Consider the following 25080-nt stretch of genomic DNA (forward strand, 5'->3'; position numbering starts at 1 on the left):
TGCCGTTCTATCAACAAATAATTGACTAAATCATAACACAATTTAGCAGCAAATGCAACCAGCTCTAGAAGAGAGACAGTTGGTTCGCATCTGGTAACCCTTCTAAGCATCCTAATTTGTCCATATACTCAATTAATGATTTTGAAACGCGCCCTCGAATTTGCAAATCCTCTTTAGAAAGGAATTCACCTTCTTCCCTGGCCTTTTCAATAGCGTATGCTACGTTATTTCCTAGTCCTGGAATTGCATTGAATGGTGGAATTAAACTTTCCCCATCAATAACAAATTCTGTTGCCTTTGAACGATATAAATCAACCTTTTGGAATGACATGCCACGTTCACACATTTCAAGTGCTAATTCCAACACAGTTAATAAGTTTTTTTCTTTTGTCGATGCTTCTAAACCTTTTGCATCAATCTCATCAATATGTGCACGAATCATTTGTGAACCGTTCACCATTGCGATTAAATCGAAATCATCAGCACGTACAGTAAAGTATGCACAGTAATAAACAATTGGGAAATGTACTTTAAAGTATGCTATACGAACAGCCATTAATACATATGCAGCTGCATGTGCTTTAGGGAACATATATTTAATCTTTTTACAAGAATCGATGTACCATTCAGGAACACTTTCTTTTCGCATTGCTGCTTCCATATCCTCAGTAAGCCCTTTCCCTTTACGTACATGCTCCATAATTTTAAATGCTAATGATGGTTCGAGACCTTGGTAAATTAAATAAACCATAATATCATCACGACAACCAATAACCTCAGATAATACACAAGTGCCGTTTTCGATTAATTCACTAGCATTTCCTAACCATACATCGGTACCATGTGATAAACCTGAAATTTGGACAAGTTCTGAGAAAGTAGATGGTTTTGTTTCTTCCAACATTTGACGCACAAATCTAGTTCCAAATTCCGGTATTCCTAATGTACCTGTTTTACAATTGATTTGTTCAGCAGTTACACCTAGAGATTCTGGTCCTGTGAAGATTTTCATAACTTCAGGATCATCGGTCGGAATCGTTTTTGGATCAATTCCTGTTAAATCAAGAAGCATACGAATAACCGTCGGGTCATCGTGTCCAAGAATATCAAGTTTTAACACGTTATCATGGATGGAGTGGAAATCAAAGTGTGTTGTTTTCCACTCTGCATCCTGTGCGTCAGCTGGAAATTGGAATGGTGAGAAATCGTATATATCCATATAATCTGGTACTACAATAATACCACCCGGGTGCTGACCTGTTGTTCGTTTTACACCCGTACATCCTTGTACGAGACGGTCAATTTCTGCGCCACGCATATTTATATTATGGTCTGTTGCATATCCTTTTACATATCCGTAAGCAGTTTTTTCTGCAACTGTACCAATTGTACCTGCACGATATGCATAATCTTCACCAAACAATACTTTCGTATAGTTATGCGCACGCGGTTGATAACTACCACTGAAGTTTAAATCGATATCGGGAACTTTATCCCCTTTAAAACCTAGGAATGTTTCGAAAGGAATATCATGTCCATCTTTTTTGTAGTGTGTACCGCATTCAGGACAATCTTTGTTTGGTAAGTCATACCCAGAACCAACAGAACCATCATTGAAGAATTCTACATGCTGGCAATTTGGGCAAATATAGTGAGGTGGTAATGCATTAACTTCTGTAATCTCCATCATTGTCGCAACAAACGATGATCCTACTGAACCACGAGAACCTACTAAATAACCATCACTTAATGATTTTTTTACAAGCTTATGTGATATAAGGTAAATAACAGAGAATCCATGGCCAATAATAGAGCCCAATTCTTTTTCAAGACGCGCCTCTACTATTTCAGGAAGGTTTGGTCCATAAATTTTATGCGCCATATTATAACTCATTTCACGAACTGTTTCTTCCGCTCCTTCAATACGAGGTGTGTACAATTTATCTTTTACTGGTACAACATCCCCGATCGTTTCTGCTATTTTTTGTGAGTTCGTCACAACAATCTCTTTCGCTATATCTTCCCCTAAAAACGCAAAATCTTGCAACATTTCATCTGTTGTTCTTAAATGGACTTTTGGCAATTCATAACGATTTAAAGGATTTGCGCCACCCTGAGAACGTATTAGGATTTTACGGAAAACCGCATCATTTTCACTTAAATAATGAACATTTCCAGTTGCTACAACAGGTTTATCTAATTTTTTCCCGATTTTCACAACTTTACGAATTATATCTTCTAGATTCCATTCATCGCGAATTAATTCAGCTTCAATTAAAGGTGCATAAACAGCTTTGGGATGTACTTCTAAATAATCATAGAATTTTGCTACTTCCATCGCTTCATCCATCGATTTTTGCATAACTGCTGTAAAGAATTCACCTTTATCACATGCTGTACCCACTATTAGTCCTTGGCGATATTTTTGTAATGATGAACGTTTAATTCGTGGTACTCGATAGAATGTTTTAACATGTGATTCACTCACAAGTTTAAACAGATTTTTTAGTCCATCATTATCAACAGCTAAAATCGTACAGTGTGTAGGACGTGCTCTTTTAAAAGCATCTCCTCCACCTATATGTTTGTTGAAGTCATCATGATATTTAATATCTTGTTCGTCGGCTTCTTTTAATAAATGTAACAGTAGATAGCCTGTTGCTTCTGTATCGTAAATAGCACGGTGATGTTGTGTTAAATCAATACCGAATTTTTTACACAATGTATTTAATCGGTGGTTTTTCATTTCTGGATGTAAGAAACGTGCAAGCTCTAAAGTATCAATTACAGGATGATGGAAATCATCAATTCCTGCTTTTTTATAGGCTTCATAAAGGAAACCAATATCGAATGTTGCGTTATGTGCAACGACGATAGCATCTCCGATAAAGTCATGGAATTTTGCAATCATGTCGACCACTTCAGGTGCATCTCTGACCATATCATCGGTAATACTTGTTAATTCAATCGTTGTGGCAGACAACGGATGATGTGGGTTGGCAAAACTTTCGAATGTATCGATTACATCGCCATTCTTAATCTTTACTGCCGCAAGTTCAATAATCGTATCGTATGCCGCAGACAACCCTGTTGTTTCCACATCAAATACTACAAATGTATCATCTTCAAGTAAACGATGTTGGTCATCATATGCGATTGGCACACCATCATTCACTAAGTTTGCTTCAATACCATAAATAATTTTAATCCCATATTTTTTACCTGCATTATAAGCATCAGGGAATGATTGTGCAATTGCATGATCGGTAATCGCAATTGCTGGATGACCCCATTTTGCTGCTTGACCTACAAGTGCATCTACTGAAGATACAGCATCCATTTGGCTCATAGGTGTATGCAAATGTAATTCTACACGTTTTTCCCCTTCTGGTGCTTTATCCACTCTTAATGTTGGTTTAATTTCCATCATATCTTGAGCCATTACGATTAAATCACGTACGAATGTATCATTTTGAACCGAACCACGTACTTTTAGCCACATTCCTTTTTTAGCCATTTGCATAAGAGCTGCATCCTCTTTATCGCGTGAGAACATCTTGACCAAAATAGAATCGGTGTAGTCGGTTAACTTAATTGTTAACAATGAACGGCCGCTTCGTAACTCTTTTACTTCCACATCAAAAACAAAGCCTTCAATTACTACACGTCGTTCTTCATCTTGGATTTGATGAATTTCCATCATAGGTTCATCTGGTTTTATTGCAATCCCCAATTGGAAAGGTCTGTCGGCAACTTCAGCCAAATCAGGATTTTCTTGTTTTTCTTTTTCACGTTTTTGCATATCCATTACAGCTTTTTGTGCAAAAGCAGCTTCTTCTTTACGACGCTGTTCAAGAAACGCTTGTTGTTGTTCCGCTAAATCTTCCGTTGTTTCTTTTAATTGAAAATCAATCGCTATATAAGGGAAACCATAATGCATATATGCCTTTGAAATGACCTCTGCATATTTACTTTTTAATGTCATCAATTGGAATTCTTGTTGACAATTGAGCATTAGCTTTTGTCCATTCCATTCAGGGAATTGTTTTACTAACTCTTCTCTTAATGGTGGAGACATTTCATCAATTTCTTCGACAATCTTCAGCCAGTAATCTGAAATTATTTGTTGTGATACCTGATGATTTTCTGCTTCTATATCAACGAAAACATTCGCAATCTGAGAGAACGCTGCTTCTAAGCGCATTTGAAAATCTTGATATACACGAAAAGGTAATATATTTTGTAATTTCAATGAAAAGCGCCAAACACGGTCTGTTTTATGCACAGTCAAGCGTGTCATTTCAGCCGCTTCAAAAAATGGCATAAAGACGTCTTCTGTCATATTAATCTGTTGTAATAAGAGCTGGAATTTTAATTTTGAATCTTGTTCGTTTGCCATCTTCCCACCTACTTTCTGTCTTACATATATATGAACAAACCGCTTCTTTTTCTGTTACAGGTAACTCTTTATGTTAACGAAACGACGAACCGACGAGCCTCCTCTCAGGAGTCGCCGCCTTTCGCTCTTGTAAGATTCATTAAATAATCAACAATGTCATATAACAGAGCCTTAAATAAAGAAAAGAAAGTACAAGTGTACTTTCTCTCCTAAAATGACCCTTAGCAATCGTTAATTATTCAGCATTAAAGAAATTATTTAAGCGATCTACTAGCTCTTCTTTCGCCCATTCGAATGTTTCACCTGATTGACGGAATTTAACTTCAACAATACCTTCTGCAGCTTTTTTACCAACTGTTACTCGTACTGGTAAACCGATTAAATCTGCATCCGCAAATTTAACCCCTGCACGTTCTTTACGGTCATCATACAGCACATCATAGCGGTATGATTGCAACAATTTGTAAAGGTCTTCAGTTAAGCCTTTTTGCGCTTCATCTTTTTCGTTTACTGAAATTAGGTGAATATCATACGGTGCAACTTGTTTAGGCCATACAAATCCGTAGCTATCTTGGAATTGCTCAGCAACAGCTGCCATTACACGAGAAACACCAATACCATAACAACCCATAATAAATGGTTGTGAACGGCCATTTTCATCTAAGAATGTTGCTTTCATGGAATCACTGTATTTTGTACCTAATTTAAAGACATGTCCAACTTCGATTCCTTCAGCAAATTTAATTGTACCTTTACCATCTGGTGTTGGATCACCAACTTGTACAAAACGTAAGTCTTCATAACGATCAATAGCAAAATCTCTACCTGGATTTACATTAATATAATGATAGCCATCTTCGTTGGCGCCACTTACACCATTACGGATTGATCTGATAGCATTATCTGCTATTACTTTCACATTCACCGGTAATTTTACAGGTCCTAATGAACCTACATGGCAATTTAATAATTCAAAAATAGCATCTTCTTCTGCTAATTCAACAGATTCAGCATCTAATGCGTGTTTTAGTTTAATATCATTAATTTCGTGATCACCACGAGCAAGCACTACAACTAATTCGTCATCTACATTAAATACTAATGTTTTGATACATTGTTCTGGTTTAACATTTAGGAACGTAGCTACGTCTTCAATTGATTTTTGATCTGGAGTTGCTACTTTTTCGAGATCCTTCATTTCTTCGCTTGAATGTGTATAGTCAACATTTACCTCAGCCATTTCAATATTAGCTGCGTAATCTGTTTCATCAGAATAAGCAATTGTATCTTCACCAATTTCAGATAACACCATGAATTCGTGTGTATCTGTACCACCTATTGAGCCAGAATCGGCGATTACTGCACGGAATTTCAAGCCAAGACGAGTGAATATATTTGTATAAGCTTTAACCATATCCTGATATGTTTCATCTAAACTTTCTTGGTTTGCATGGAAAGAATATGCATCTTTCATCACAAATTCACGACCACGTAGTAGACCGAAGCGTGGGCGTTTTTCATCTCGGAATTTAGTTTGAATTTGATATAAAGTTAAAGGCAATTTTTTATATGATTTAATTTCATCACGCACTAGTGAAGTAATGACTTCTTCATGAGTTGGACCAAGAGCAAACTGGCGATCATGACGGTCTTTTAAACGCATTAATTCAGGACCGTAAGCTTCCCAACGACCTGATTCTTGCCATAGTTCAACTTGTTGCAATGATGGCATTAATAATTCCACAGCACCAGCAGCATCCATTTCTTCACGGACAATTTGTTCAATTTTTTGTAGTACTTTAATTCCTAATGGTAAGTATGAATAAACCCCACTTGTATTTTGGCGAATAAAACCAGCACGTAATAAGAGCTGATGAGACTTAACGTCTGCATCAGCAGGTATTTCGCGCAAAGTTGGGATAAATGTTTTGCTTTGTTTCATCAAAAAAACCTCACTTTGAGCAATATTTAATTAGTTTAACTTTTTTTAGCATATGTCTCCCACCTCTATTGGTGGTGAGTTAATTCATACTTTTTCTCTACTTTCAGCGGATGTCCAATACTCGCTAAAAGTAGTTAAGGCCTCTAAGACATAATTTCGCCGAGGCGTAATTGATTTTAAAAGAAGAACCGTTGTATATCATTCCAGGTTACTGCTATCATGAGAATCATTAATAGTACAATCCCCACGAAATGGACCATTCCTTCTTTTCGACGATCTACTGGTTTACCACGAACAGCTTCAAATCCGAAGAATAACAAACGACCCCCATCTAATGCTGGTAATGGTAGTAAGTTCATGATTCCTAAGTTAATACTTAATACAGCTGCCCAGTTCATAATGTTAACAAATCCGTATTTTGCAACTTCTTCAGTTGCTTTGTAAATACCAACTGGACCAGATAATGCATCAATCGAAAATCCTCCTGTAATTAACGATCCGAGGATAGTAAAGATTTTAATAATCCAATGATAGGTCTCTGAAAAACCAAATGCAATTGCTTTCAATGGATTTTTTTCCACAGGACTTTGATATTGCACACCAATTTGACCAATTGTTTGTCCTTCTATTGTCTTTTTAGTTGGTGTTACTTTGATGCTTTCATTTCCACTATTTCGTTTAAGATCTAATGTTAATTGATTTTCAGGATTATTTTGTATCGCATCTGATAATTGTTGCCAACTATCAATAGATTTGCCATTTATAGCTGTTACGACATCACCTTTTTCCAATCCTGCATTAGCAGCTGGGCTACCTTTTACAACTCCAGCAATTACTGGTTCATATGTCGGTACGCCTTGCATTAACGCAATAGCGATAAACACAACAATTGAAAGAATAAAGTTAAACAATGGGCCTGCAAAAATAGTCATTGCTCGTTTACCCACTGATTTTGAATTAAATTGACGGTCATATGGAGCAATAATAAGTTCACTACCATTTTCTTCGATAACCGCATTGCGCGCTATATTGTAACGTACAAGTTTTTCATCTTCATCATAACCTTCAACCCATAAATCTTTTTGAAGATCTGCCTTTTCCACTTCAAGGAATAGCATGTCAGGCAATTGCTTGTTTTGGTTTAAAACGATTTTCGTTATTTCGTTTTGATCGTTCAACAGCATTCCAATTCGATAACCTGGTTGAAGTTCAACCACATCTGCATCGTCTCCTGCCATACGGACATAACCACCCATTGGCAATAAGCGAATGGTATACAAGGTTTCGCCTTTATTGATCCCTAATATCTTGGGACCAAAGCCAATTGCAAATTCACGCACTAATATACCAGAACGTTTTGCAAAGATGAAGTGACCTAGTTCATGGAAAAACACGATGGAACCGAATACTACGATGAATGCAATGATTGATTGCATAGAATCCCACCTTTTTCAGCTTGTGTAAAATCACTACTATTGCTATTTTAGCATGCTTTGAACTGTTTTTCTCGTTTCTTTATCAACATGTAAAATAGTTTCTAAATCTGGATGTTGAATATTCATATGATCGTTCATCATTTTTTCGATAATGTCTTCAATTTCAAGGAATTTAATTTCCCCTTGCAAAAATGCAGCAACAGCAGCTTCGTTTGCGGCATTCATAACTGTTAAAATTGTACCACCCATTTTACCAGCTTGATATGCGAAATCTAAGCAACGGAAGCGGTTTAAATCTACATTTTCAAAATGCAATTGACCTATTTGTGCTAAATCTAATCTTTCAGCTGCCAGTCTTGGTAATCTCTCAGGATAGCTTAATGCATATTGAATTGGTGTACGCATATCTGGGGTACCTAGTTGAGCCATTATACTTGTATCATGATATTCAACCATTGAGTGAATAATGCTTTCTCGATGGATTAATACATCAATTTTATCATAGGGCATGTCATATAATACCGATGCTTCAATTACTTCTAAACCTTTGTTCATCAAGGTTGCTGAATCTATTGTAATTTTGGCTCCCATTGACCAATTGGGGTGATTTAATGCTTCTTTAATAGTTACATTTTCAAGCTCTTCACGTGTTTTGTCACGGAAGCTACCACCTGAAGCGGTAAGAACTAAGCGTGAAATAGACTTACGATTTTCACCTTGCATTGATTGCCAAAGAGCTGAATGTTCACTATCTACTGGTAAAATTGGCGCACCATATTTTTTGGCTTCACTCATTACTAAGTGTCCAGCAGTCACAAGCGTTTCTTTATTGGCGATTGCAATTGCTTTCTTTTCGCGAATTGCTGCTAATGTTGCTTCAAGACCTATACTTCCTAATACTGCGTTTAATAAAACGTTTGCTTCTGAAAAAGTAGCTATATCTACTAATCCTTTTGTTCCATAAGTAAAGTCAATATGAGAAAACTCTTTAGAAAGAGTATGTGCATCTTTCTCTAATTGTACAGATACTAATTTGGGTTTAAACTCACGAATAATATCTTTTGTTATTTCGATATTTTTACCTGCTGCAAATGCCACAATTTCAAATTCATCCGCATGTTCTCTTACAATATCTAATGTTTGCAAGCCAATGGAGCCAGTAGCTCCTAATAAGCTAATTGATTTCATTTAAAAGACTCCCTTATCCAATGAAGTGCAAGAAATAGAGCAATGGTAAAACGAATAATAGACTATCAAAACGATCTAATATCCCACCATGCCCGGGTAGTATTTTCCCAGAATCCTTCACACCATAATGACGTTTAATTGCTGATTCTACTAAATCACCTAATTGACCAAATATCGAAGCTACAATCGATACTATAATTAATGTTGCGTAAGATATATCTAATTTCGCGATTAATTGGAAAATTATCGCTGCAATAATAGCTACAATGATTCCGCCGACAAAACCTTCAACTGTCTTATTTGGCGAAATCTCTGGCCATAGTTTATTTTTCCCAAGTTTTCTACCAATGAAGTATGCTCCTGAATCAGTAGTCCATACAATAACTAATGCATAAACAACAAATGCTAAACCTTCTGCTCGTGTTGTAATAAAGAAGTGGAATCCAATTCCAACATACATAGCACTTGCTAATAAAAAGCCTACATCATCAAACGTAAATTTGTTTTTTAGTAGTACTGTATAAATCAGCAATAATATTGCAATTATGAATAGATATTCAATCTTTGAATAAGATGTTGCATTTTGGACTCGTTCACTCCAATCATCTGGCATTAATATAACAAACAATGCAAATAATGTGATGATTCCTGGTAGTGAGAATAACGAAATTCCTCGCATTTTCAATATTTCATATAACCCTACTGCCGCCATTACGTATATCAAAATGGTAAATGGTAATTGACCATAGATGACGAATGGTATAAACAGTGCAGCGGCAATTAGCGCCGTAATAATACGCTGTTTCAATCTTCCTTATTCTCCTTTCAATCCACCATATCGGCGATTGCGTTTTTGATAGGCTTTAATAGCATCAAAAAAGGCATGTTCGTCAAAGTCTGGCCATAGGATCTCCGTAAACCAAAATTCAGTGTAAGCAAGCTGCCACAACATAAAATTACTTAAACGAATTTCTCCACTCGTTCGAATTAATAAATCAGGATCTGGTAAATTAGCAGTCATAAGTCCAGATGAAATATTCTCCTCTGAAATATCTAATACATCTAATTCTCCATCCTTAATTTGTTTGGCTATTCGTTGCATAGCAAGTACTAATTCTTTCCGACTGCCATAGTTCAATGCAAAATTAAGAACCATTCCTGTATTTTCTTTTGTTTGATTCATCGCGTTTTGAACTGCGCGCTGTGTATGACCTGGCAATGCATCCATTTCGCCAATCATTTCAATTCGAATATTTAGCTCCATTAACTCAGGTAGAAATGAACCTAAAAATTCTTCAGGTAACCGCATCAAAAATTCTACTTCTTTTCTCGGGCGTTTCCAGTTTTCTGTTGAAAAAGCATATAACGTAATGGCTTTTACTCCGATTGCATTTGCAGCTCGTGTAATTTTACGTACGTTTTTCATTCCTTCATGATGTCCAGCAACACGAGGTAAAGCACGTTTTCTCGCCCATCTACCGTTGCCATCCATAATAATTGCTATATGGGCAGGCACTTGTTCATTTGAAATATCTGAAATTCGTTCCTGTAAATCTTGACGTTGTTTATCTGATTTTCCCCATACGAGTTTGTTTAACATTTAGAATCCTCCACTAACTTACAAATCGGAACGTATACTACTTCTATCATATCAAAAATACGGATTTTTTTCCTTAATCTTAACAAAAAAGACGTCCCTGTACTTATAGGACGTCTTAAAAAACACAAGGTTCTAAAAAATCAATTACGCCTCAGCGTAATTTCGTACAAATTTCGAACTGTGTTTGCACAATCAGAAATTTGTAACATCCAACTGAGACTTTAACTAATGTCAGCGATTTTTTTAACAATTGCTTAAAGTAGAAAAAAATTCTGTATTCATCTCTTCACCAATAGAAGTGGAGACTTCTGCTGAATGATTAAACAGACATAATTTCGCTTTCTTTTTCTTTTGCAATTTGATCGACTTTAACAATATTTGCATCTGTTAGTTTTTGGATATCATCTGAGAAGCCACGTAAATCATCTTCAGTAATTTCGCCAGTTTTTTCTAATTTTTTAAATTCATCATTAGCATCACGACGAACATTACGGATGACAACTTTCGTTTCTTCTGCTTCTTTTTTTACTAATTTAACTAGTTCTTTACGACGTTCTTCTGTTAATGCCGGAATTGTTAATCGAATAACATTACCATCGTTTGTTGGTGTAATACCAATATCAGATTTTAACAATGCTTTTTCGATATCACCAAGAACTGTTTTATCATAAGGCTGAATAACCAATAGTCGTGCTTCAGGAATTGAAATACCAGCTAGTTGATTAATAGGGGTTGGTGCACCATAATAATCAACGCTTACATGGTCTAGTAACGAAGCATTTGCACGACCAGCGCGAATAGATGCTAATGCACGTGTAAACGCTTGAATTGATTTTGTCATTTTTTCTTCAGCTTTTGCCATAACTTCTTTTGACATTATGAATTCCTCCTAACAACTGTTCCGATTGTTTCGCCTAATACGGCGCGTTTAATATTACCGTTTTCAGTAATTGAGAATACGATTAATGGAATATCATTATCCATACATAAAGTGGACGCTGTTGAATCCATTACTTGCAATCCTTGTTGAATTACTTCTAAGTATGTTAGATTATCATATTTTACTGCATCTGCATTTGTTTTTGGATCTGCAGAGTATACGCCATCTACGTTGTTTTTAGCCATTAAAATGACATCTGCATTGATTTCAGCTGCACGTAACGCTGCTGTCGTGTCTGTAGAGAAGTAAGGGTTACCTGTGCCCGCTGCAAAAATAACAACACGTTTTTTTTCTAAGTGACGAACCGCTTTTCTACGGATATATGGTTCTGCTACTTGCGTCATAACAATTGATGACTGCACACGTGTTGGAACGCTAAGATTTTCAAGTGAGTCTTGAAGTGCTAATGCATTCATAACAGTTGCTAACATTCCCATGTAATCGGCATTTGCACGTTCCATGCCCATTTCAGCACCAATTTTCCCTCTCCAAATGTTTCCGCCACCGACTACTAGGGCAACTTCTACCCCTAGATCAACAACCTCTTTTACTTGTTCTGCTACTGATTTAACAATTTTAGGTGATAAGCCAAAGCCTTCTTCTCCAGCAAGGGCTTCTCCACTAAGTTTAATGACTACTCTTTTGTACTGTGGCATACTCATTGGAACCTCCATCATGCTTTTTTCTTGAAAAAGAGGGAACACCATAAGCTGTGCTCCCTACTTTTTTCACATTAATATTTAATAAAATCGGTATTAGTTACCTTTAACTTGGTTCATTACTTCTTCAGCGAAGTTATCTTCACGTTTCTCGATACCTTCACCAACTTCATAACGTACGAATGAAGTTAATGTACCGCCAGCAGCTTTTACAAAGTCGCCAACTTTTTGATCTGGGTTTTTAACGAATGGTTGGTCAAGAACACAGATTTCTTCGAAGTATTTACGTAAACGACCTTCAACCATTTTTGCAACGATGTTTTCAGGTTTACCTTCGTTAAGAGCTTGTTCAGTTAATACTTTGCGTTCGTGAGCAATTTCTTCTTCAGAAACTTGATCATGAGCAATGTATTTAGGGTTTAATGCAGCGATGTGCATAGCAACGTCTTTTGCTGCATCTGCATCAGTTGTACCTTCAACTACTGCTAATACACCAATGCGGCCACCCATGTGTAGGTAAGCACCGAATGCATCTGCATCAGTTTTAGTAGCTACAGTAAAACGACGAAGAGTGATTTTTTCACCAATTGTAGCAATTGCTGAAGAAATATGGTCAACAACTTTTGCACCGTTTTCCATTGTTGTTTCTAAAGCTTCTTCTACAGTTGCTGGTTTAGCAACTAATAAGTGATCAGCTAATTCTTTAACTAAAGTTTTGAAACCTTCGTTTTTAGCAACGAAGTCAGTTTCAGCGTTAACTTCTAAAAGTACAGCTTCATTACCTTTTACTTCGATATAAGTTGTACCTTCTGCAGCTACGCGGTCAGCTTTTTTAGCAGCTGAAGATAATCCTTTTTCACGTAGGAAATCGATTGCTGCTTCCATATCTCCATCAACTTGTACTAATGCTTTTTTACAATCCATCATACCAGCACCAGTTTTTTCACGTAATTCTTTAACCATTTTTGCAGTTACTGCCATTGATAGTTCCTCCTTATAAATTCATATGAAATTATTATCATTCTCAAAAAAAGGTGATAAGAGGGTTTAGCCGCTTATCACCTTTTTTCTAATCAGAAATTACTCAGCTGCAACCTCTTCAGCTGGAACTGCTTCTTCTTCACCTTGTTTAGATTCGATTAAAGCATCAGCCATTTTTGCAGTGATTAATTTAACTGCGCGAATTGCGTCATCATTTGAAGGAATAACGTAATCGATTTCGTCAGGGTCACAGTTAGTATCTACCATAGCTACTAATGGAATGTTTAATTTGCGAGCTTCTGCTATAGCAATACGTTCTTTGCGTGGGTCTACTACGAACATTACGTCTGGTAGATCATGCATATCACGGATACCGCCTAAGAATTTAACAAGACGTTCGTGTTGTTTTTTAAGTTGAACAACTTCTTTTTTAGGTAGAACTTCGAAAGTTCCGTCTTCTTCCATTTTTTCGATATCTTTCATACGTTTTACACGTTTTTGAATAGTACCGAAGTTTGTAAGAGTACCACCTAACCAACGTTGGTTGATATAGTAGTTACCTGAACGTTCAGCTTCATCTTTAATAGCTTCTTGAGCTTGTTTTTTAGTACCAACGAAAAGAACTTTACCACCATCTTGGCCAACTTGGCGCATGAAGTCGTAAGCTTCTTCTAATTTTTTAACTGTTTTTTGTAAATCGATAATGTAGATACCGTTACGTTCAACAAAAATGAATTTTTTCATTTTTGGGTTCCAACGGCGAGTTTGGTGACCGAAATGTACACCAGCTTCTAGTAATTGTTTCATTGAAATTACTGACATGAGTGTTTCCTCCTGATATGGTTTTTTTGTCCTCCGCATTCATCATCTGTAGGAGTAACTCATAACGAGCACCTTCTCCATGCATCAGAATACGTGTGTAATGTAACACCACTTGATAATATATCACACCGTCTTGTCCTATGCAACCTTTTTAGTGCTGAAATTTCAATAATAATTCGATTTCTGTTTTTCCTTTTTGCAGCATTTTTGCAATTTCATCAACGGTCTTTCCACTATGATATAATTCTTGGATTTGTTCATCCAAAGTAAGTTTCTTTTTAGCTTCAACAAGATGCGCCATTTCTTCATTAAAGGATTCATTTTGCATTGTTATGGTTGGTGTTGTTGTAGAATTATTTTTATATGCCTTTGCTGCGACGTTTCTCGGCAAATTATAAGTTGGTACTATGACTTCTTCTTTTTTAGCAGATTGGTTTTCATGTATCCCGGCATTATCTTTCTCTGTAGTAGTATGCTTATTCTCGTTTTCATCTATTTGTCTATTTCTATTCATCATAGTTAATTCTTTAATTAATCTATCATTTTCATCACGCATTTCCGCTAAATAAGCACCAACTGCATTATACATTTCATCCTTTAATCGTTCCTGACTCTTTTCAATATCTTTTAGTCGAGAAATTTTCGTATAAAGTAAAATAATGAAGTAAAAGCTTAACATTTGTGCAATAAATAAAATCACTAAAATTGTTGCTACCATTATAACTCCTATCCGCTAAAATCTACAAAATGTCCTTTGAAAGGATGTTGAATCTGATCAAGAGTGGAAGATTCATGTTTCTTTTTTTTGCCTCGTTGCTTTTCATTTTCTCTATCATCGGATGGATCATCTTCTCTAATTTGGGCAGTTTTATCAGATTCTAAAACAGCTGTTCTATTTCGTTCAATCTGTTTTTGTAATGCCTGATTAGCTAAATCTTGGCCTGCATTCACTTGCTGCTGTGCTTGTTCCGTTATTTTACCTGCTTCAAAAGTCTTAGGTAAAGCAATTTGTAATTCTACTCCTTTTAAGCTCATACATTTGCCTCCAGCACATTATACATTTTGCATCTCGGCTGATAATAAATTTCGCAATTTAAAGAGCGCCTTTGAATGTATTTGAGATATTCTTGATGTGGAAAGTTGAAGCATATCTCCAATTTCAGTTAGAGTTAACTCTTCTGTATAAAATAAACTCAATACTTGTTGCTCTTTTTCGTTTAGCTTTAATATGTTCTCGACTAAATCATCTAATAGTTCTGTTCGAACAATTTCTTGCTCAGGTGTACGTACTTGTTCATCCCTAATGGCAAATGTCTTGACCTCTGAATCATCTTGATCTGAAGAATGCTCGTCCATAGATAAGATATTAGACATAAAATGTTCTTGCATTGTTTGATATACATCGTCTACACTGACGCCTAATTCTTGAGCTACTTCTTCCGGTGTAACATGCCGTTGTAGTTGTTGCTCCATCGCTTCAATCTGTGCTTCTAGTTTTTTTGACTTTTCCCTAGCAGATCGTGGCAACCAATCTTCCTTTCTCAGTCCATCAATTATTGCGCCACGAACTCGGAAAGAGGCATATGTATCAAACTTTAAATCTCGTGATATATCAAATTTGTTAAGTGCGTCGAATAATCCCATCATGCCAAGGCTTGTCAATTCATCTCTCGATACATTCTTGGGTAAACCAGTACTAATACGTTGTACATGGTAAGAGACGAGTGGAGTATATTTTTTTATTAACAAATCTCCTGCACGAGGATCACGTTCAGCTACCCAGCTTTGCCAAAGCTTTTGTTCTTCATTTGACGTTGGTTGCATCATCGAATCCACCTCGTTGTCTTTTCTAAATGACATGTATATTATATCAAATCTTTACTATAAAAGGGAGCCGAAATAAGCTCCCTTTCGAAATTATTCGTCATTTGACATCATTGTTTTGACAGCTTTCGCTAATTCTTCTGCTTGATTCTCACTAAGGGTACTGGAAGTATTCTCTTTCAATGAATGTTGTTCTTCAACTTCCCCATCAGATTGTATCATTGTTTCTTGATCTGTTGATTCTTCATCAGAAGGAGTGTACATAACAAACGCAATAATAAAACGAACTACATAAGTCAATAAAAACACAATAACAGCAACAATGAATGAATGAATAATAATACTTGTTGGATTTTCTACTGATTGAAATGTCATTAAAAAGTAAATTGTAAAAGCTATTACAGCTGCCCAACAATTGGATAAAAATGAGCCTATCATTATATTTCTTTCACTCCTTGGTTGACAGTACGAATATGTAAAACGGAAGTTGAAGTGTCGAATTCAATCGTACGCCCACTACTTCCACCAGTATCTTCTGCAACTATAGGAATTGATAACATCTTTAATTGCTGTTTCACTGCCTCTACATTTCTAGGGCCAATTCGCATCGAATCACGATTTGATGTGAATTGGAACATTTGAGCCCCTCCTGCAATCTTAGCTTTTAATTTAAACGAATGAACGCCTTCTCTTTTCAATTGTTCCACCATAGCCGGTATACCGGTATCAGCAAATTTCGCTACATTAATTGATTCGCTACGACCTAACTTTGAGTCTGGCAACATAACATGAACTAAACCTGCAATTTCTTTTAATTCATCATAAAGTACTACACCTACACATGACCCTAAACCTGATGTTCTAATTGTATTTGGTGATTTTGCTATATCCATTTGAGCAATACCAACTTTAACAACCGTGCTTATGCTCGCTAACATTTTATGAAACCCCTAAAGATCTAAAAATCGTTTCAAAAGAGTCAGGATCCGGCAATAAGAAGAAGTGTCCACGGACTGTTTCTGAATCACCCATATGTTCTTCAAAAATAGTAGTATCAATGACAATTACATGATCACCGATTTGTGAAACTTCAACAAGGCCAAAACTAATAATTGCACCAAACATATCAACAGTTAAAGCAGGTGGTGTAGGATAAATTTTCAAGCCAGTAAAATCTGATAATGCAGATAAATAGGAACCAGATAGTATATTTCCAAGTTCTTGCATAGCAGATCGTCCTAACTCGGAAACTGGTGTATTTCTAAAATCAAATGATTCATCATGGATTAATTTTTTGATAAAATGATTTGCTTGTTCTACCGGAAGAATAAAAAACATTCCACCTTCCGCATCACCTTCAATTCGAAGATAAATACCCGCAACAACACTTTCAGCACCCCCAACAAATTCCATCATCTCATTAAATGAGACCATTTCAACTTTTGGGACCCGCATATCGATTTTAGTATTCAACAAATCTGAAAGGGCTGTAGCAGCGTGAGCAGCCCCTATATTTCCAATTTCTTTTAAAACATCTAAGTGCAAAGACGTTATTTTATTGTAAAATGTCATTAGATTTTACCATTCCTTATTTTAAGGTATTAAGTACTTTCTCTAAATTCAATAATATTAATAGTCTTTTATCTACTTTTGCAACGCCTGAGATAAATTCTTCTTCATAAGACCCTACAACTTCAGGTTGTGGTTCAATTGCTACTTTTGGAATGTCCATTACATCATTAGCAGCATCGACGATAAATCCTACTTCCATTTCATCTAATGAAATAATAATAATACGTGTATTTTCATTTTCAACTGATGATTTCACGTTAAAACGGTCGCGAAGATCGATGATTGGTGTAACTACACCACGAAGATTAATTACACCTTTAACGTATTCAGGAGTTTTCGGTACACGTGTAATATGCATTGTTTTTTCAATTCCTTGAACTTGATTTACTGGAATCGCATACTCTTTATCACCAAGTTGAAATACAATTACTTTTACACTTTCTACATCAAGTGAATTTGCCATTATGGACACCTCTTTTTATAAGTACGTTATTTAATTAGTGAATTACAGTCGACGATTAATGCTACTTTACCATTACCTAGAATAGTAGCTCCTGAAATTGCAAATACATTTGTCAAATAGTTTCCAAGTGATTTTAAGACAATCTCTTGTTGTCCTATAAATGAATCTACTACTAACCCCGCCATTTTTTCACCTTTACGTACAAGTACAACTGAATGGAATTCATCATCTTTTGATTCAACGCGAGGTACTTCAAAGATTTCATCCAAAAATACAAGCGGAACAACTTTTCCACGGAAATCAATTACTTTTTGATTATGAGCATTCATAATATCAGATTTGCGAATAATTGATGTTTCTATAATTGATGATAGTGGAATTGCATATATTTCTTTTTCAATTTCTACTAACATTACAGAGATTATAGATAGTGTTAAAGGCAATTGAATAGAGAATAATGAGCCTCTACCTTCAGTAGAATCTATTGTGATATTACCGCCTAGTGATTCAATTGTTGATTTGACTACATCCAGTCCCACACCGCGTCCAGATATATCAGAAATTACATCAGCTGTTGAGAAGCCAGACGCTAAAATCAATTCATTTACTTGATTATCTGTCATGGAATCAGCAGTTTCTAGCGATACAATTCCTCTAGAAATGGCCTTTTCTAATACTCTTTCACGATTAATGCCAGCGCCGTCATCTTCTAATTCAATGAATACATGATTACCACTATGATAAGCACGTAGCACTATTTTACCCACTTCAGGTTTTCCTGCTGCTTTACGTTTTTCCGGGCTTTCAACACCATGATCTAGAGCGTTACGGATAAGGTGTACAAGCGGATCACCTAACTCATCAATTACAGTACGATCTAACTCAGTTTCAGCACCAATAATTTCCAAATCCACTTTCTTGTGTAAATCTCGAGTTAATTGACGGACCATTTTAGGGAAACGGTTGAAAACAGTTTCAACTGGTACCATACGCATTGTTAAAATAATATTTTGCAAATCTCCTGAAATACGTGACATTCTTTCTACGGTTTCATTTAATTCACTATGATTTAATTCTGATGCAATAGATTGTAAACGCCCACGGTCAATGACAAGTTCTTCAAATAGATTCATTAAAATATCTAAGCGTTCAATATTAACTCGAATCGTCTTACTACTTGTGTGTGAGGGTTTCTTTTCAGGTGCTTTTTTAGCAGCTGTATTAGTAGTTACTGGTGTGGAAGTATTCTGTGCAACTGGTACTTCTTCTACTGTTACAGCAATTTCTTGTTTTACAAGCGCATGATAATCGATTGATGTAACTATTACATTTTCTACTTCAGATACTTTCAATAATTTCTTTTGTACATCGTTCGCTGAATCTTTTGTTACCAAAGCAACATAGAAATCATTATCAAACTGCTCTTCTTCTAGTTTTTCAACAGTTGGCGAGGATTTAATTACATCCCCTAATTTTTCTAATATATCAAATACCATAAATACCCTTGCCGCTTTTAATAAACAATCTTCACGTAAGTGTATAGCGATTTCATATGTATTGAAATCTTGTTCATGCGATTGTTGAATGACAGTTAACTCAAATTCATCATATCGCAAGGCTTCAGCGCTAGAAATAGGTCCACCTACAGTAGATTCTTCAGCAGGAATATCCACTTCATCAATTGGTTCTCCGTTTTCAATATGTTTTAATTTAGCAACAGTGGCTGTTACATCACGTTTACCATCACCACCATTAGCAATATCATCAATCATCGCTTCTAAATGGTCGACTGATTCAAAAACGACATCCAAAATCTCTGGAGTTACGGTAATTTTCTCATTACGAATCGCATCCAATACGTTCTCCATTTTATGTGTCAAATCAGCTAAATCTTCAAAACCCATTGTCGCTGACATACCCTTTAAAGTATGTGCATTACGGAAAATTTCATTGACTATTGCTAAATCATGCGGATTTTGTTCTAATGCTAATAAGTTTTCATTACAAGATTGAAGATGCTCTTTACTTTCATCTATAAAGACCTCTAAATATTGGTTTGTATCCATTAAAAGCCCCCCTTTAAGGCAAATATTTCATAATTATATTTGAAATATCATCAACATCTGCAACTTCGTCAACTAAACCTGTTGCGTAAGCAGATTTTGGCATACCATAAACAACACATGTATCTGCGGATTCAGTAATAGCAATGACATTTCCATTGTTTTTTAATGCTTGCAATCCTTTTGTACCATCTGAACCCATGCCCGTCATAATGACAGCGATTTTATCAAAATCATTGTATTTACTGTTATCTTCAAACATGACATCCACAGAAGGTCTATGCCCCCCACGTGGTGGTTCTGATTGATCTAATTCAATACAATAGGACATGCCTATTTTTCGAATATGTAGATGGAAACCTCCAGGAGCAATATACGCAACACCCGATTGGAGAATATCTCCTTGTTCAGCTTCTTTTACGGTAATTTTGGCCAGTTGATCTAATCGATTGGCCAATGATTTCGTAAATCCTTCAGGCATATGTTGCACAATAAGTATAGGTGCTGGAATATTTTGCGGTAGCCGAGTAATAACTTCTTGCAAAGCTCTAGGGCCACCTGTTGAAGTACCAATAAGCACCATTTTCTTAGAATGCGAACTCCATTTCACAGGAGGATTAGCATGAATTCCTCGTTGAATATCATCTTTAGTATTCATGCTACTATGGGAAAGAGTAGATACTTTTTCTTTCGGAATAGTTGTCTTCTCGATATCCTTCTGTTCTGCATGTCGTAATTTAGATACATGTACTGTAGCCGCATTTTCTACAATTCGAATTACTTCAGATTGAATCTTGTATAGGTCCAATGAAATTGGCCCACTTGGTTTTGCGATAAAATCAACAGCGCCACTTGCCATTGCTTCTAATGTTATCTTTGCGCCACTTTTTGTTGTGCTTGATAACATTACAACAGGAACCGGACATTCTTTCATTATTACTTTTAGCGCTTCAAGTCCGTTCATCTCTGGCATTTCTACATCCATCGTTACAACATCTGGTTTAAGCATTTGAATTTTCCTTATTGCATCTTTACCATTACGAGCTGTCCCAATCACTTTAATATGAGGATGATCGCCAAAGAAATCTGATATCATTTTCCTCATAAACGCTGAGTCATCAACTATTAATAGTTTTTTCGGTTGGGTAATAGACAACTAATCACTTCCTTTCGAAAAAATACTTTTTAATTTAGAAATAAAATTATTCGATTGAATTGGAACGATAATTTCTTTCGTATTTCCTTCGATAAATCTATTCGTTATTTCTTTCAATGTCTTCGTAATTTGAGCGTTAGGATATAATATTGAAAAAGGGACTTGTCTTTTTACTGCTTGACGAACAAGTTTATCTTCTGGTAGTGCACCTAATATCGTTACTTCCTTTGCTAAAAACCGAGCCATTGTTTGTTTCAATCTATTCAATGTATCGGAGCCTTCTTCATTAGTTAAAACTCTATTGCAAAGCAAATAAAAATTTTTCTCACGATCTTTGTAATGGATATATTTCATCATTGAATAGGCATCCATAATAGAAGTAGGTTCTGTAGTTGAAACAACGATAATATCATCTACAGCAACTAGTAAATCCAATGACCAATTTGTGGCGCCAGCTCCCATATCAAATAAAATATAATCATAGGTTGCTTGCAGATTCTCAAAAGCTGTCAATAGCCGTTCAAACATAAGATCAGACCATTCTAGCAATCCCGCAAGTCCTGTACCACCTGAAATATAATGCAAACTATTAGGTCCCTCAAAAATTACTTCTTGTAATGAGACATCTCCTTGCAAATAATCCTTTAAACTATTTCTAGAACTTTTGCCTAATAGGATATGAATATTTCCCATCCCTATATCCATGTCTACAATTATAACTTTTTTACCATATGCGGCTAAAGTATTAGAGAAGTTTGTTGTAAAATTACTTTTCCCTACTCCACCTTTACCACTAACTACAGCAATAGATTGCCCTACAATCTTACTTTGTTGCATTTTCAATCTTAATGCTTCAGCCTGATCTCTCATATGTTATCTCCCTGAAAAAGCAATTCTATAATATTATTGATAGATGCTTCTTCAATATCTTCTGGTACTTCCTGACCATTCGTATAGTAAGCAAGTCCCTTCTTATATTTAACCATTAAATTGATCATTGAGCCAATAGTATTTGTTTCATCTGTCTTTGTAAATATTAATTTTTCCACAGGAAATGCTAAAAATTGTTCAATAATTGTTGCCATATCGCGTTCTTTCGCTGTCATAGACAAAACTAAGTAATTTTCTACATTTTGTTCAACATCAATTAACTGTTGTAGATCATTAATATATTTTGCTTCTTTATAATTTCGTCCAGCAGTATCGATAAAGACTAAATCTAACTGTTCAAATTTTATTAGGGCTTTCTCATAATCTTCCCTACTATAAACAATTTCCACTTGTGCTTGTAAAAGATTCGCGTATGTTTTGAGTTGTTCAATTGCAGCAATCCGGTATGTATCTGTTGTGATAAAACCTATTTTCTTTTTCTTTTGCAATACTGCTCTTGCTGCCATCTTTGCAATTGTAGTTGTTTTACCAACACCAGTTGGACCTAATACATTAATATATTGTTTATTAAATGAGATGCCTCCGAAAGGTAAATCCTTCAATAAGTTCATTAGATATTTTTTTGCTATTACTTCTAGTTCTTTTTGTGATAAATCTTCTTTACTATTTTTCATAACCGCAAAGAGCTCATCACCTATTTGCGTGATGAGCTCAGGATTAATCTCTTGCTGCTCTAATCTTTCAATAATAGCTGATAGTCCATCTGGATATTGAACGCTAATAGATTGGCGTTGCATAGATTTCATCATTATTTTTAAATCTGCAAGTTCTTTTTTAATTTCTTCTGTTTGTTCTTCAGTAGATTCTGATTCAATAATCATTGGTTGTTGTACAATTCTAGAAGGAATCCTAGCTTCTATTGAATTTGTACGATCAATCCCCGCTACTACTTCAAAGCTTTTCTTTTTGAACATACCTAAAAAGCCTTTTGAGTATAAAACTTTCGAACTTGCAATAATTGCATCATCACCTAATTCTGCTTGTACTTTTTTCATCGCAGCAGTCATTGATGGCGCTATATATTTTTTCATTTTCATTCAACGTTCACCACCCCAACACTTTGAATCTCTATTGATGATTCTAATTCATTATACGAAAGAATTGGAATTTGAGGGAAATATCTTTCTGTCAATTGTCGTAAATACATACGTACTGCAGGAGAACATAAAATGACAGGTGATTGTTCAAAGAATGCAATACGTTCCACTTCTTTTGCAATAGATTCTAAAATAGCTTGTGACTCAGTTGGATCCATTGCTAAATAATTTCCGTGATCAGTTTGTTGGATACTATCTGCAATTGTTTTTTCGACTTTCGCAGAAACAGTCAATACTTTTAACTCTGTTTGTCCTGAGGCATATTGGGTTGTAATTTGACGTGCTAAGGATTGTCGAACATACTCAGTTAAGACATCGACATCAGATGTTAATTTCGAATAATCTGCTAATGTTTCAAAAATTACAGGTAGATTTCTTACAGATACATTTTCTTCTAGCAATTTCGCTAATACTTTTTGAATTTCACCAATGGAGAGCGGTGTTGGCGTTAACTCGTCTACTAGTATTGGTGCAGTTTCTCTTAGGTGATCGATTAATTGTTTTGTTTCTTGACGACCTAATAGTTCAGACGCATTTGCTCTAATAATCTCAGTTAGGTGAGTTGAAACAACACTTGGTGGATCGACAACTGTATATCCTAACATTTCTGCTTCTTCTTTTACCTGCTCAGTAATCCATTTTGCTGGTAAACCGAAGGAAGGTTCTACAGTATCAATACCTTCAATCGAATCATCATCTCCGGGACTCATTGCTAAATAATGATCTAACAATAATTCACCACTTGCTAACTCATTTCCCTTTATCTTAATACGATATTCGTTTGGTTGAAGTTGAATATTATCTCGAATTCGAACAACTGGTATCACAATCCCTAATTCTAGAGCCAATTGACGGCGAATCATGACAACGCGATCAAGTAAATCTCCTCCTTGCGAAGCATCTACAAGAGGAATCAAACCATAACCGAATTCAAATTCAATTGGATCAACATTCAATAAATTGACAACATTTTCTGGACTCTTTAAATTATCAGTAGTTTCAACTTCTTCAATTTGTTCAAGTTCTTCTATGTTCTCTTTCTTAGCATGATTTAAACTATATGCAACAATTGCTAATACCGCTGCAACTGGAATTGTATAAATAAATTTTATTGGTGTAACAATTCCAAGGATAAAAATAGTTCCGGCTGCTATGTACATTAATGTTGGATTGACCAATAGTTGACCCGTAATATCTTTACTTAAGCTACCATCAGATGCCGCACGAGTTACCACAATACCTGTAGCTGTAGAAATAAGTAATGCTGGTATTTGAGATACAAGACCATCACCGACAGTCAATGTAGTAAATAAATGGACAGCATCAGAAAATCCCATATCCATTTGCACGATCCCGATGATCAAACCAACGATTAAGTTGATTAATACAATAATGATCGCTGCAATGGCGTCACCTTTTACGAATTTCGTAGCACCATCCATTGAGCCATAGAAATCTGCTTCATTACTAACTTTTTCTCGACGCTCTCTTGCATCTGATTCTGATATCAATCCAGCATTTAAATCTGCGTCTATCGCCATTTGCTTCCCTGGCATTGCATCTAATGTGAAACGTGCAGCCACTTCTGATACACGTTCAGCCCCTTTAGTAATTACTATAAATTGGATAATTACCAAAATAACGAATACAACTAAACCAACTAGAACGTTACCGCCTACTACGAAGGTACCGAAAGTTTCAACGACATTCCCTGCATCTCCACCAGTTAAAATTGCTCGAGTAGTTGAAACATTTAAACCTAATCGGAACAAAGTTAATAATAATAAGAGAGATGGAAAAATTGAAAATTCTAATGCTTCTTTCATGTTCATAGCTGTTAGCATTACAAGTAATGCTAGCGTAATATTAATGATAATTAAAAAGCTTAACAACCATGGTGGTAAAGGGATGATGAGCATTGCCACAATCATTATTACTGCAGCTAATACTCCTATGTCGCTAAATTTCATGTTTGTCCCTCCCGTTA

General features: G+C 35.7%; 22 protein-coding genes. All 22 read right to left on the reverse strand.

Annotated elements, in window-relative coordinates; translation table 11 throughout:
• Nucleotides 1-64: 64 nt before the first annotated feature.
• Nucleotides 65-4399 carry a PolC-type DNA polymerase III gene (locus tag ACIQ4I_RS05995; RefSeq protein WP_403093987.1) on the reverse strand — a complete coding sequence of 1445 codons (4335 nt, stop codon included), beginning with the start codon at nucleotides 4397-4399 and terminating at the stop codon, nucleotides 65-67.
• A 235-nt stretch (nucleotides 4400-4634) separates the two neighbouring features.
• On the reverse strand, nucleotides 4635-6341 hold the full coding sequence (locus ACIQ4I_RS06000; RefSeq protein ID WP_403093988.1) for a proline--tRNA ligase: 1707 nt from the start codon (nucleotides 6339-6341) through the stop codon (nucleotides 4635-4637).
• 176 nt (nucleotides 6342-6517) lie between these two features.
• Nucleotides 6518-7777 (reverse strand): RIP metalloprotease RseP, encoded by a 1260-nt coding sequence (rseP, locus tag ACIQ4I_RS06005; protein ID WP_403093991.1) that lies wholly within the window; start codon nucleotides 7775-7777, stop codon nucleotides 6518-6520.
• A gap of 42 nt (nucleotides 7778-7819) precedes the next feature.
• A complete protein-coding gene (dxr, locus tag ACIQ4I_RS06010; RefSeq protein ID WP_403093994.1) occupies nucleotides 7820-8965 on the reverse strand; it encodes a 1-deoxy-D-xylulose-5-phosphate reductoisomerase in 1146 nt (381 codons plus the stop codon).
• A 13-nt stretch (nucleotides 8966-8978) separates the two neighbouring features.
• On the reverse strand, nucleotides 8979-9773 hold the full coding sequence (locus ACIQ4I_RS06015) for a phosphatidate cytidylyltransferase (RefSeq protein ID WP_403093997.1): 795 nt from the start codon (nucleotides 9771-9773) through the stop codon (nucleotides 8979-8981).
• 6 nt (nucleotides 9774-9779) lie between these two features.
• Nucleotides 9780-10565: an undecaprenyl pyrophosphate synthase gene (locus ACIQ4I_RS06020; RefSeq protein ID WP_403094000.1), complete on the reverse strand. Its 786-nt coding sequence runs from the start codon at nucleotides 10563-10565 to the stop codon at nucleotides 9780-9782.
• 319 nt (nucleotides 10566-10884) lie between these two features.
• Complete coding sequence (gene frr / locus ACIQ4I_RS06025; protein ID WP_403094003.1) at nucleotides 10885-11442, reverse strand: ribosome recycling factor; 558 nt, start codon at nucleotides 11440-11442, stop codon at nucleotides 10885-10887.
• The gene (gene pyrH / locus ACIQ4I_RS06030) at nucleotides 11442-12167 is read right to left on the reverse strand and encodes a UMP kinase (protein WP_102692635.1); all 726 of its coding nucleotides are present in this window, start codon (nucleotides 12165-12167) and stop codon (nucleotides 11442-11444) included. The genes frr and pyrH overlap by 1 nt, the downstream gene beginning before the upstream one ends.
• A 93-nt stretch (nucleotides 12168-12260) precedes the next feature.
• Nucleotides 12261-13145, reverse strand: coding sequence for a translation elongation factor Ts (gene tsf / locus ACIQ4I_RS06035; RefSeq protein ID WP_397537541.1), 885 nt, complete (start codon nucleotides 13143-13145; stop codon nucleotides 12261-12263).
• Nucleotides 13146-13244: 99 nt separating this feature from the next.
• Nucleotides 13245-13967: a 30S ribosomal protein S2 gene (rpsB, locus tag ACIQ4I_RS06040; RefSeq protein WP_403094006.1), complete on the reverse strand. Its 723-nt coding sequence runs from the start codon at nucleotides 13965-13967 to the stop codon at nucleotides 13245-13247.
• A 151-nt stretch (nucleotides 13968-14118) separates the two neighbouring features.
• Nucleotides 14119-14685, reverse strand: a complete 567-nt coding sequence (locus ACIQ4I_RS06045; protein ID WP_403094009.1) for a hypothetical protein — start codon at nucleotides 14683-14685, stop codon at nucleotides 14119-14121.
• An 8-nt stretch (nucleotides 14686-14693) separates the two neighbouring features.
• Nucleotides 14694-15002: a hypothetical protein gene (locus ACIQ4I_RS06050; RefSeq protein ID WP_403094012.1), complete on the reverse strand. Its 309-nt coding sequence runs from the start codon at nucleotides 15000-15002 to the stop codon at nucleotides 14694-14696.
• An 18-nt stretch (nucleotides 15003-15020) separates the two neighbouring features.
• Nucleotides 15021-15794 carry a FliA/WhiG family RNA polymerase sigma factor gene (locus ACIQ4I_RS06055; RefSeq protein WP_403094015.1) on the reverse strand — a complete coding sequence of 258 codons (774 nt, stop codon included), beginning with the start codon at nucleotides 15792-15794 and terminating at the stop codon, nucleotides 15021-15023.
• 90 nt (nucleotides 15795-15884) lie between these two features.
• On the reverse strand, nucleotides 15885-16229 hold the full coding sequence (locus tag ACIQ4I_RS06060) for a hypothetical protein (RefSeq protein WP_403094018.1): 345 nt from the start codon (nucleotides 16227-16229) through the stop codon (nucleotides 15885-15887).
• Nucleotides 16229-16729 (reverse strand): chemotaxis protein CheD, encoded by a 501-nt coding sequence (locus tag ACIQ4I_RS06065; RefSeq protein ID WP_403094021.1) that lies wholly within the window; start codon nucleotides 16727-16729, stop codon nucleotides 16229-16231. Before ACIQ4I_RS06065 ends, ACIQ4I_RS06060 begins: the two co-directional genes overlap by 1 nt.
• Nucleotide 16730: 1 nt before the next feature.
• Nucleotides 16731-17363 carry a chemotaxis protein CheC gene (locus ACIQ4I_RS06070; RefSeq protein ID WP_403094024.1) on the reverse strand — a complete coding sequence of 211 codons (633 nt, stop codon included), beginning with the start codon at nucleotides 17361-17363 and terminating at the stop codon, nucleotides 16731-16733.
• A gap of 16 nt (nucleotides 17364-17379) precedes the next feature.
• Nucleotides 17380-17826 (reverse strand): chemotaxis protein CheW, encoded by a 447-nt coding sequence (locus ACIQ4I_RS06075; RefSeq protein ID WP_397537533.1) that lies wholly within the window; start codon nucleotides 17824-17826, stop codon nucleotides 17380-17382.
• A 26-nt stretch (nucleotides 17827-17852) separates the two neighbouring features.
• On the reverse strand, nucleotides 17853-19892 hold the full coding sequence (locus tag ACIQ4I_RS06080) for a chemotaxis protein CheW (protein ID WP_403094026.1): 2040 nt from the start codon (nucleotides 19890-19892) through the stop codon (nucleotides 17853-17855).
• A gap of 13 nt (nucleotides 19893-19905) precedes the next feature.
• The gene (locus tag ACIQ4I_RS06085) at nucleotides 19906-20994 is read right to left on the reverse strand and encodes a protein-glutamate methylesterase/protein-glutamine glutaminase (protein ID WP_403095083.1); all 1089 of its coding nucleotides are present in this window, start codon (nucleotides 20992-20994) and stop codon (nucleotides 19906-19908) included.
• A gap of 51 nt (nucleotides 20995-21045) precedes the next feature.
• Entirely contained in the window at nucleotides 21046-21915 is an 870-nt protein-coding gene (locus ACIQ4I_RS06090) for a MinD/ParA family protein (protein WP_403094029.1), read from the reverse strand.
• Nucleotides 21912-23033 (reverse strand): flagellar biosynthesis GTPase FlhF, encoded by a 1122-nt coding sequence (gene flhF / locus ACIQ4I_RS06095; protein WP_403094030.1) that lies wholly within the window; start codon nucleotides 23031-23033, stop codon nucleotides 21912-21914. Before flhF ends, ACIQ4I_RS06090 begins: the two co-directional genes overlap by 4 nt.
• Nucleotides 23030-25063: a flagellar biosynthesis protein FlhA gene (gene flhA / locus ACIQ4I_RS06100; protein WP_403094032.1), complete on the reverse strand. Its 2034-nt coding sequence runs from the start codon at nucleotides 25061-25063 to the stop codon at nucleotides 23030-23032. The genes flhF and flhA overlap by 4 nt, the downstream gene beginning before the upstream one ends.
• Between the last annotated feature and the right edge of the window lie 17 nt (nucleotides 25064-25080).

It is taken from the genome of Rummeliibacillus sp. NPDC094406 (genome assembly GCF_044763875.1).
GTDB lineage: Bacteria > Bacillota > Bacilli > Bacillales_A > Planococcaceae > Rummeliibacillus.

Coding starts and splice junctions, on each gene's coding strand:
- frr (WP_403094003.1), bottom strand. CDS start 11,442: ATGTCAAAAGAAGTTATGGCAAAAGCTGAAGAAAAAATGACAAAATCA.
- ACIQ4I_RS06045 (WP_403094009.1), bottom strand. CDS start 14,685: ATGGTAGCAACAATTTTAGTGATTTTATTTATTGCACAAATGTTAAGC.
- ACIQ4I_RS06085 (WP_403095083.1), bottom strand. CDS start 20,994: ATGAGGAAAATGATATCAGATTTCTTTGGCGATCATCCTCATATTAAA.
- ACIQ4I_RS06055 (WP_403094015.1), bottom strand. CDS start 15,794: ATGATGCAACCAACGTCAAATGAAGAACAAAAGCTTTGGCAAAGCTGG.
- ACIQ4I_RS05995 (WP_403093987.1), bottom strand. CDS start 4,399: ATGGCAAACGAACAAGATTCAAAATTAAAATTCCAGCTCTTATTACAA.
- dxr (WP_403093994.1), bottom strand. CDS start 8,965: ATGAAATCAATTAGCTTATTAGGAGCTACTGGCTCCATTGGCTTGCAA.
- flhA (WP_403094032.1), bottom strand. CDS start 25,063: ATGAAATTTAGCGACATAGGAGTATTAGCTGCAGTAATAATGATTGTG.
- tsf (WP_397537541.1), bottom strand. CDS start 13,145: ATGGCAGTAACTGCAAAAATGGTTAAAGAATTACGTGAAAAAACTGGT.
- ACIQ4I_RS06090 (WP_403094029.1), bottom strand. CDS start 21,915: ATGAGAGATCAGGCTGAAGCATTAAGATTGAAAATGCAACAAAGTAAG.
- ACIQ4I_RS06065 (WP_403094021.1), bottom strand. CDS start 16,729: ATGTTAGCGAGCATAAGCACGGTTGTTAAAGTTGGTATTGCTCAAATG.
- pyrH (WP_102692635.1), bottom strand. CDS start 12,167: ATGAGTATGCCACAGTACAAAAGAGTAGTCATTAAACTTAGTGGAGAA.
- ACIQ4I_RS06050 (WP_403094012.1), bottom strand. CDS start 15,002: ATGAGCTTAAAAGGAGTAGAATTACAAATTGCTTTACCTAAGACTTTT.
- rseP (WP_403093991.1), bottom strand. CDS start 7,777: ATGCAATCAATCATTGCATTCATCGTAGTATTCGGTTCCATCGTGTTT.
- ACIQ4I_RS06000 (WP_403093988.1), bottom strand. CDS start 6,341: ATGAAACAAAGCAAAACATTTATCCCAACTTTGCGCGAAATACCTGCT.
- flhF (WP_403094030.1), bottom strand. CDS start 23,033: ATGAAAATGAAAAAATATATAGCGCCATCAATGACTGCTGCGATGAAA.
- ACIQ4I_RS06020 (WP_403094000.1), bottom strand. CDS start 10,565: ATGTTAAACAAACTCGTATGGGGAAAATCAGATAAACAACGTCAAGAT.
- ACIQ4I_RS06080 (WP_403094026.1), bottom strand. CDS start 19,892: ATGGATACAAACCAATATTTAGAGGTCTTTATAGATGAAAGTAAAGAG.
- ACIQ4I_RS06075 (WP_397537533.1), bottom strand. CDS start 17,826: ATGGCAAATTCACTTGATGTAGAAAGTGTAAAAGTAATTGTATTTCAA.
- rpsB (WP_403094006.1), bottom strand. CDS start 13,967: ATGTCAGTAATTTCAATGAAACAATTACTAGAAGCTGGTGTACATTTC.
- ACIQ4I_RS06070 (WP_403094024.1), bottom strand. CDS start 17,363: ATGACATTTTACAATAAAATAACGTCTTTGCACTTAGATGTTTTAAAA.
- ACIQ4I_RS06060 (WP_403094018.1), bottom strand. CDS start 16,229: ATGATAGGCTCATTTTTATCCAATTGTTGGGCAGCTGTAATAGCTTTT.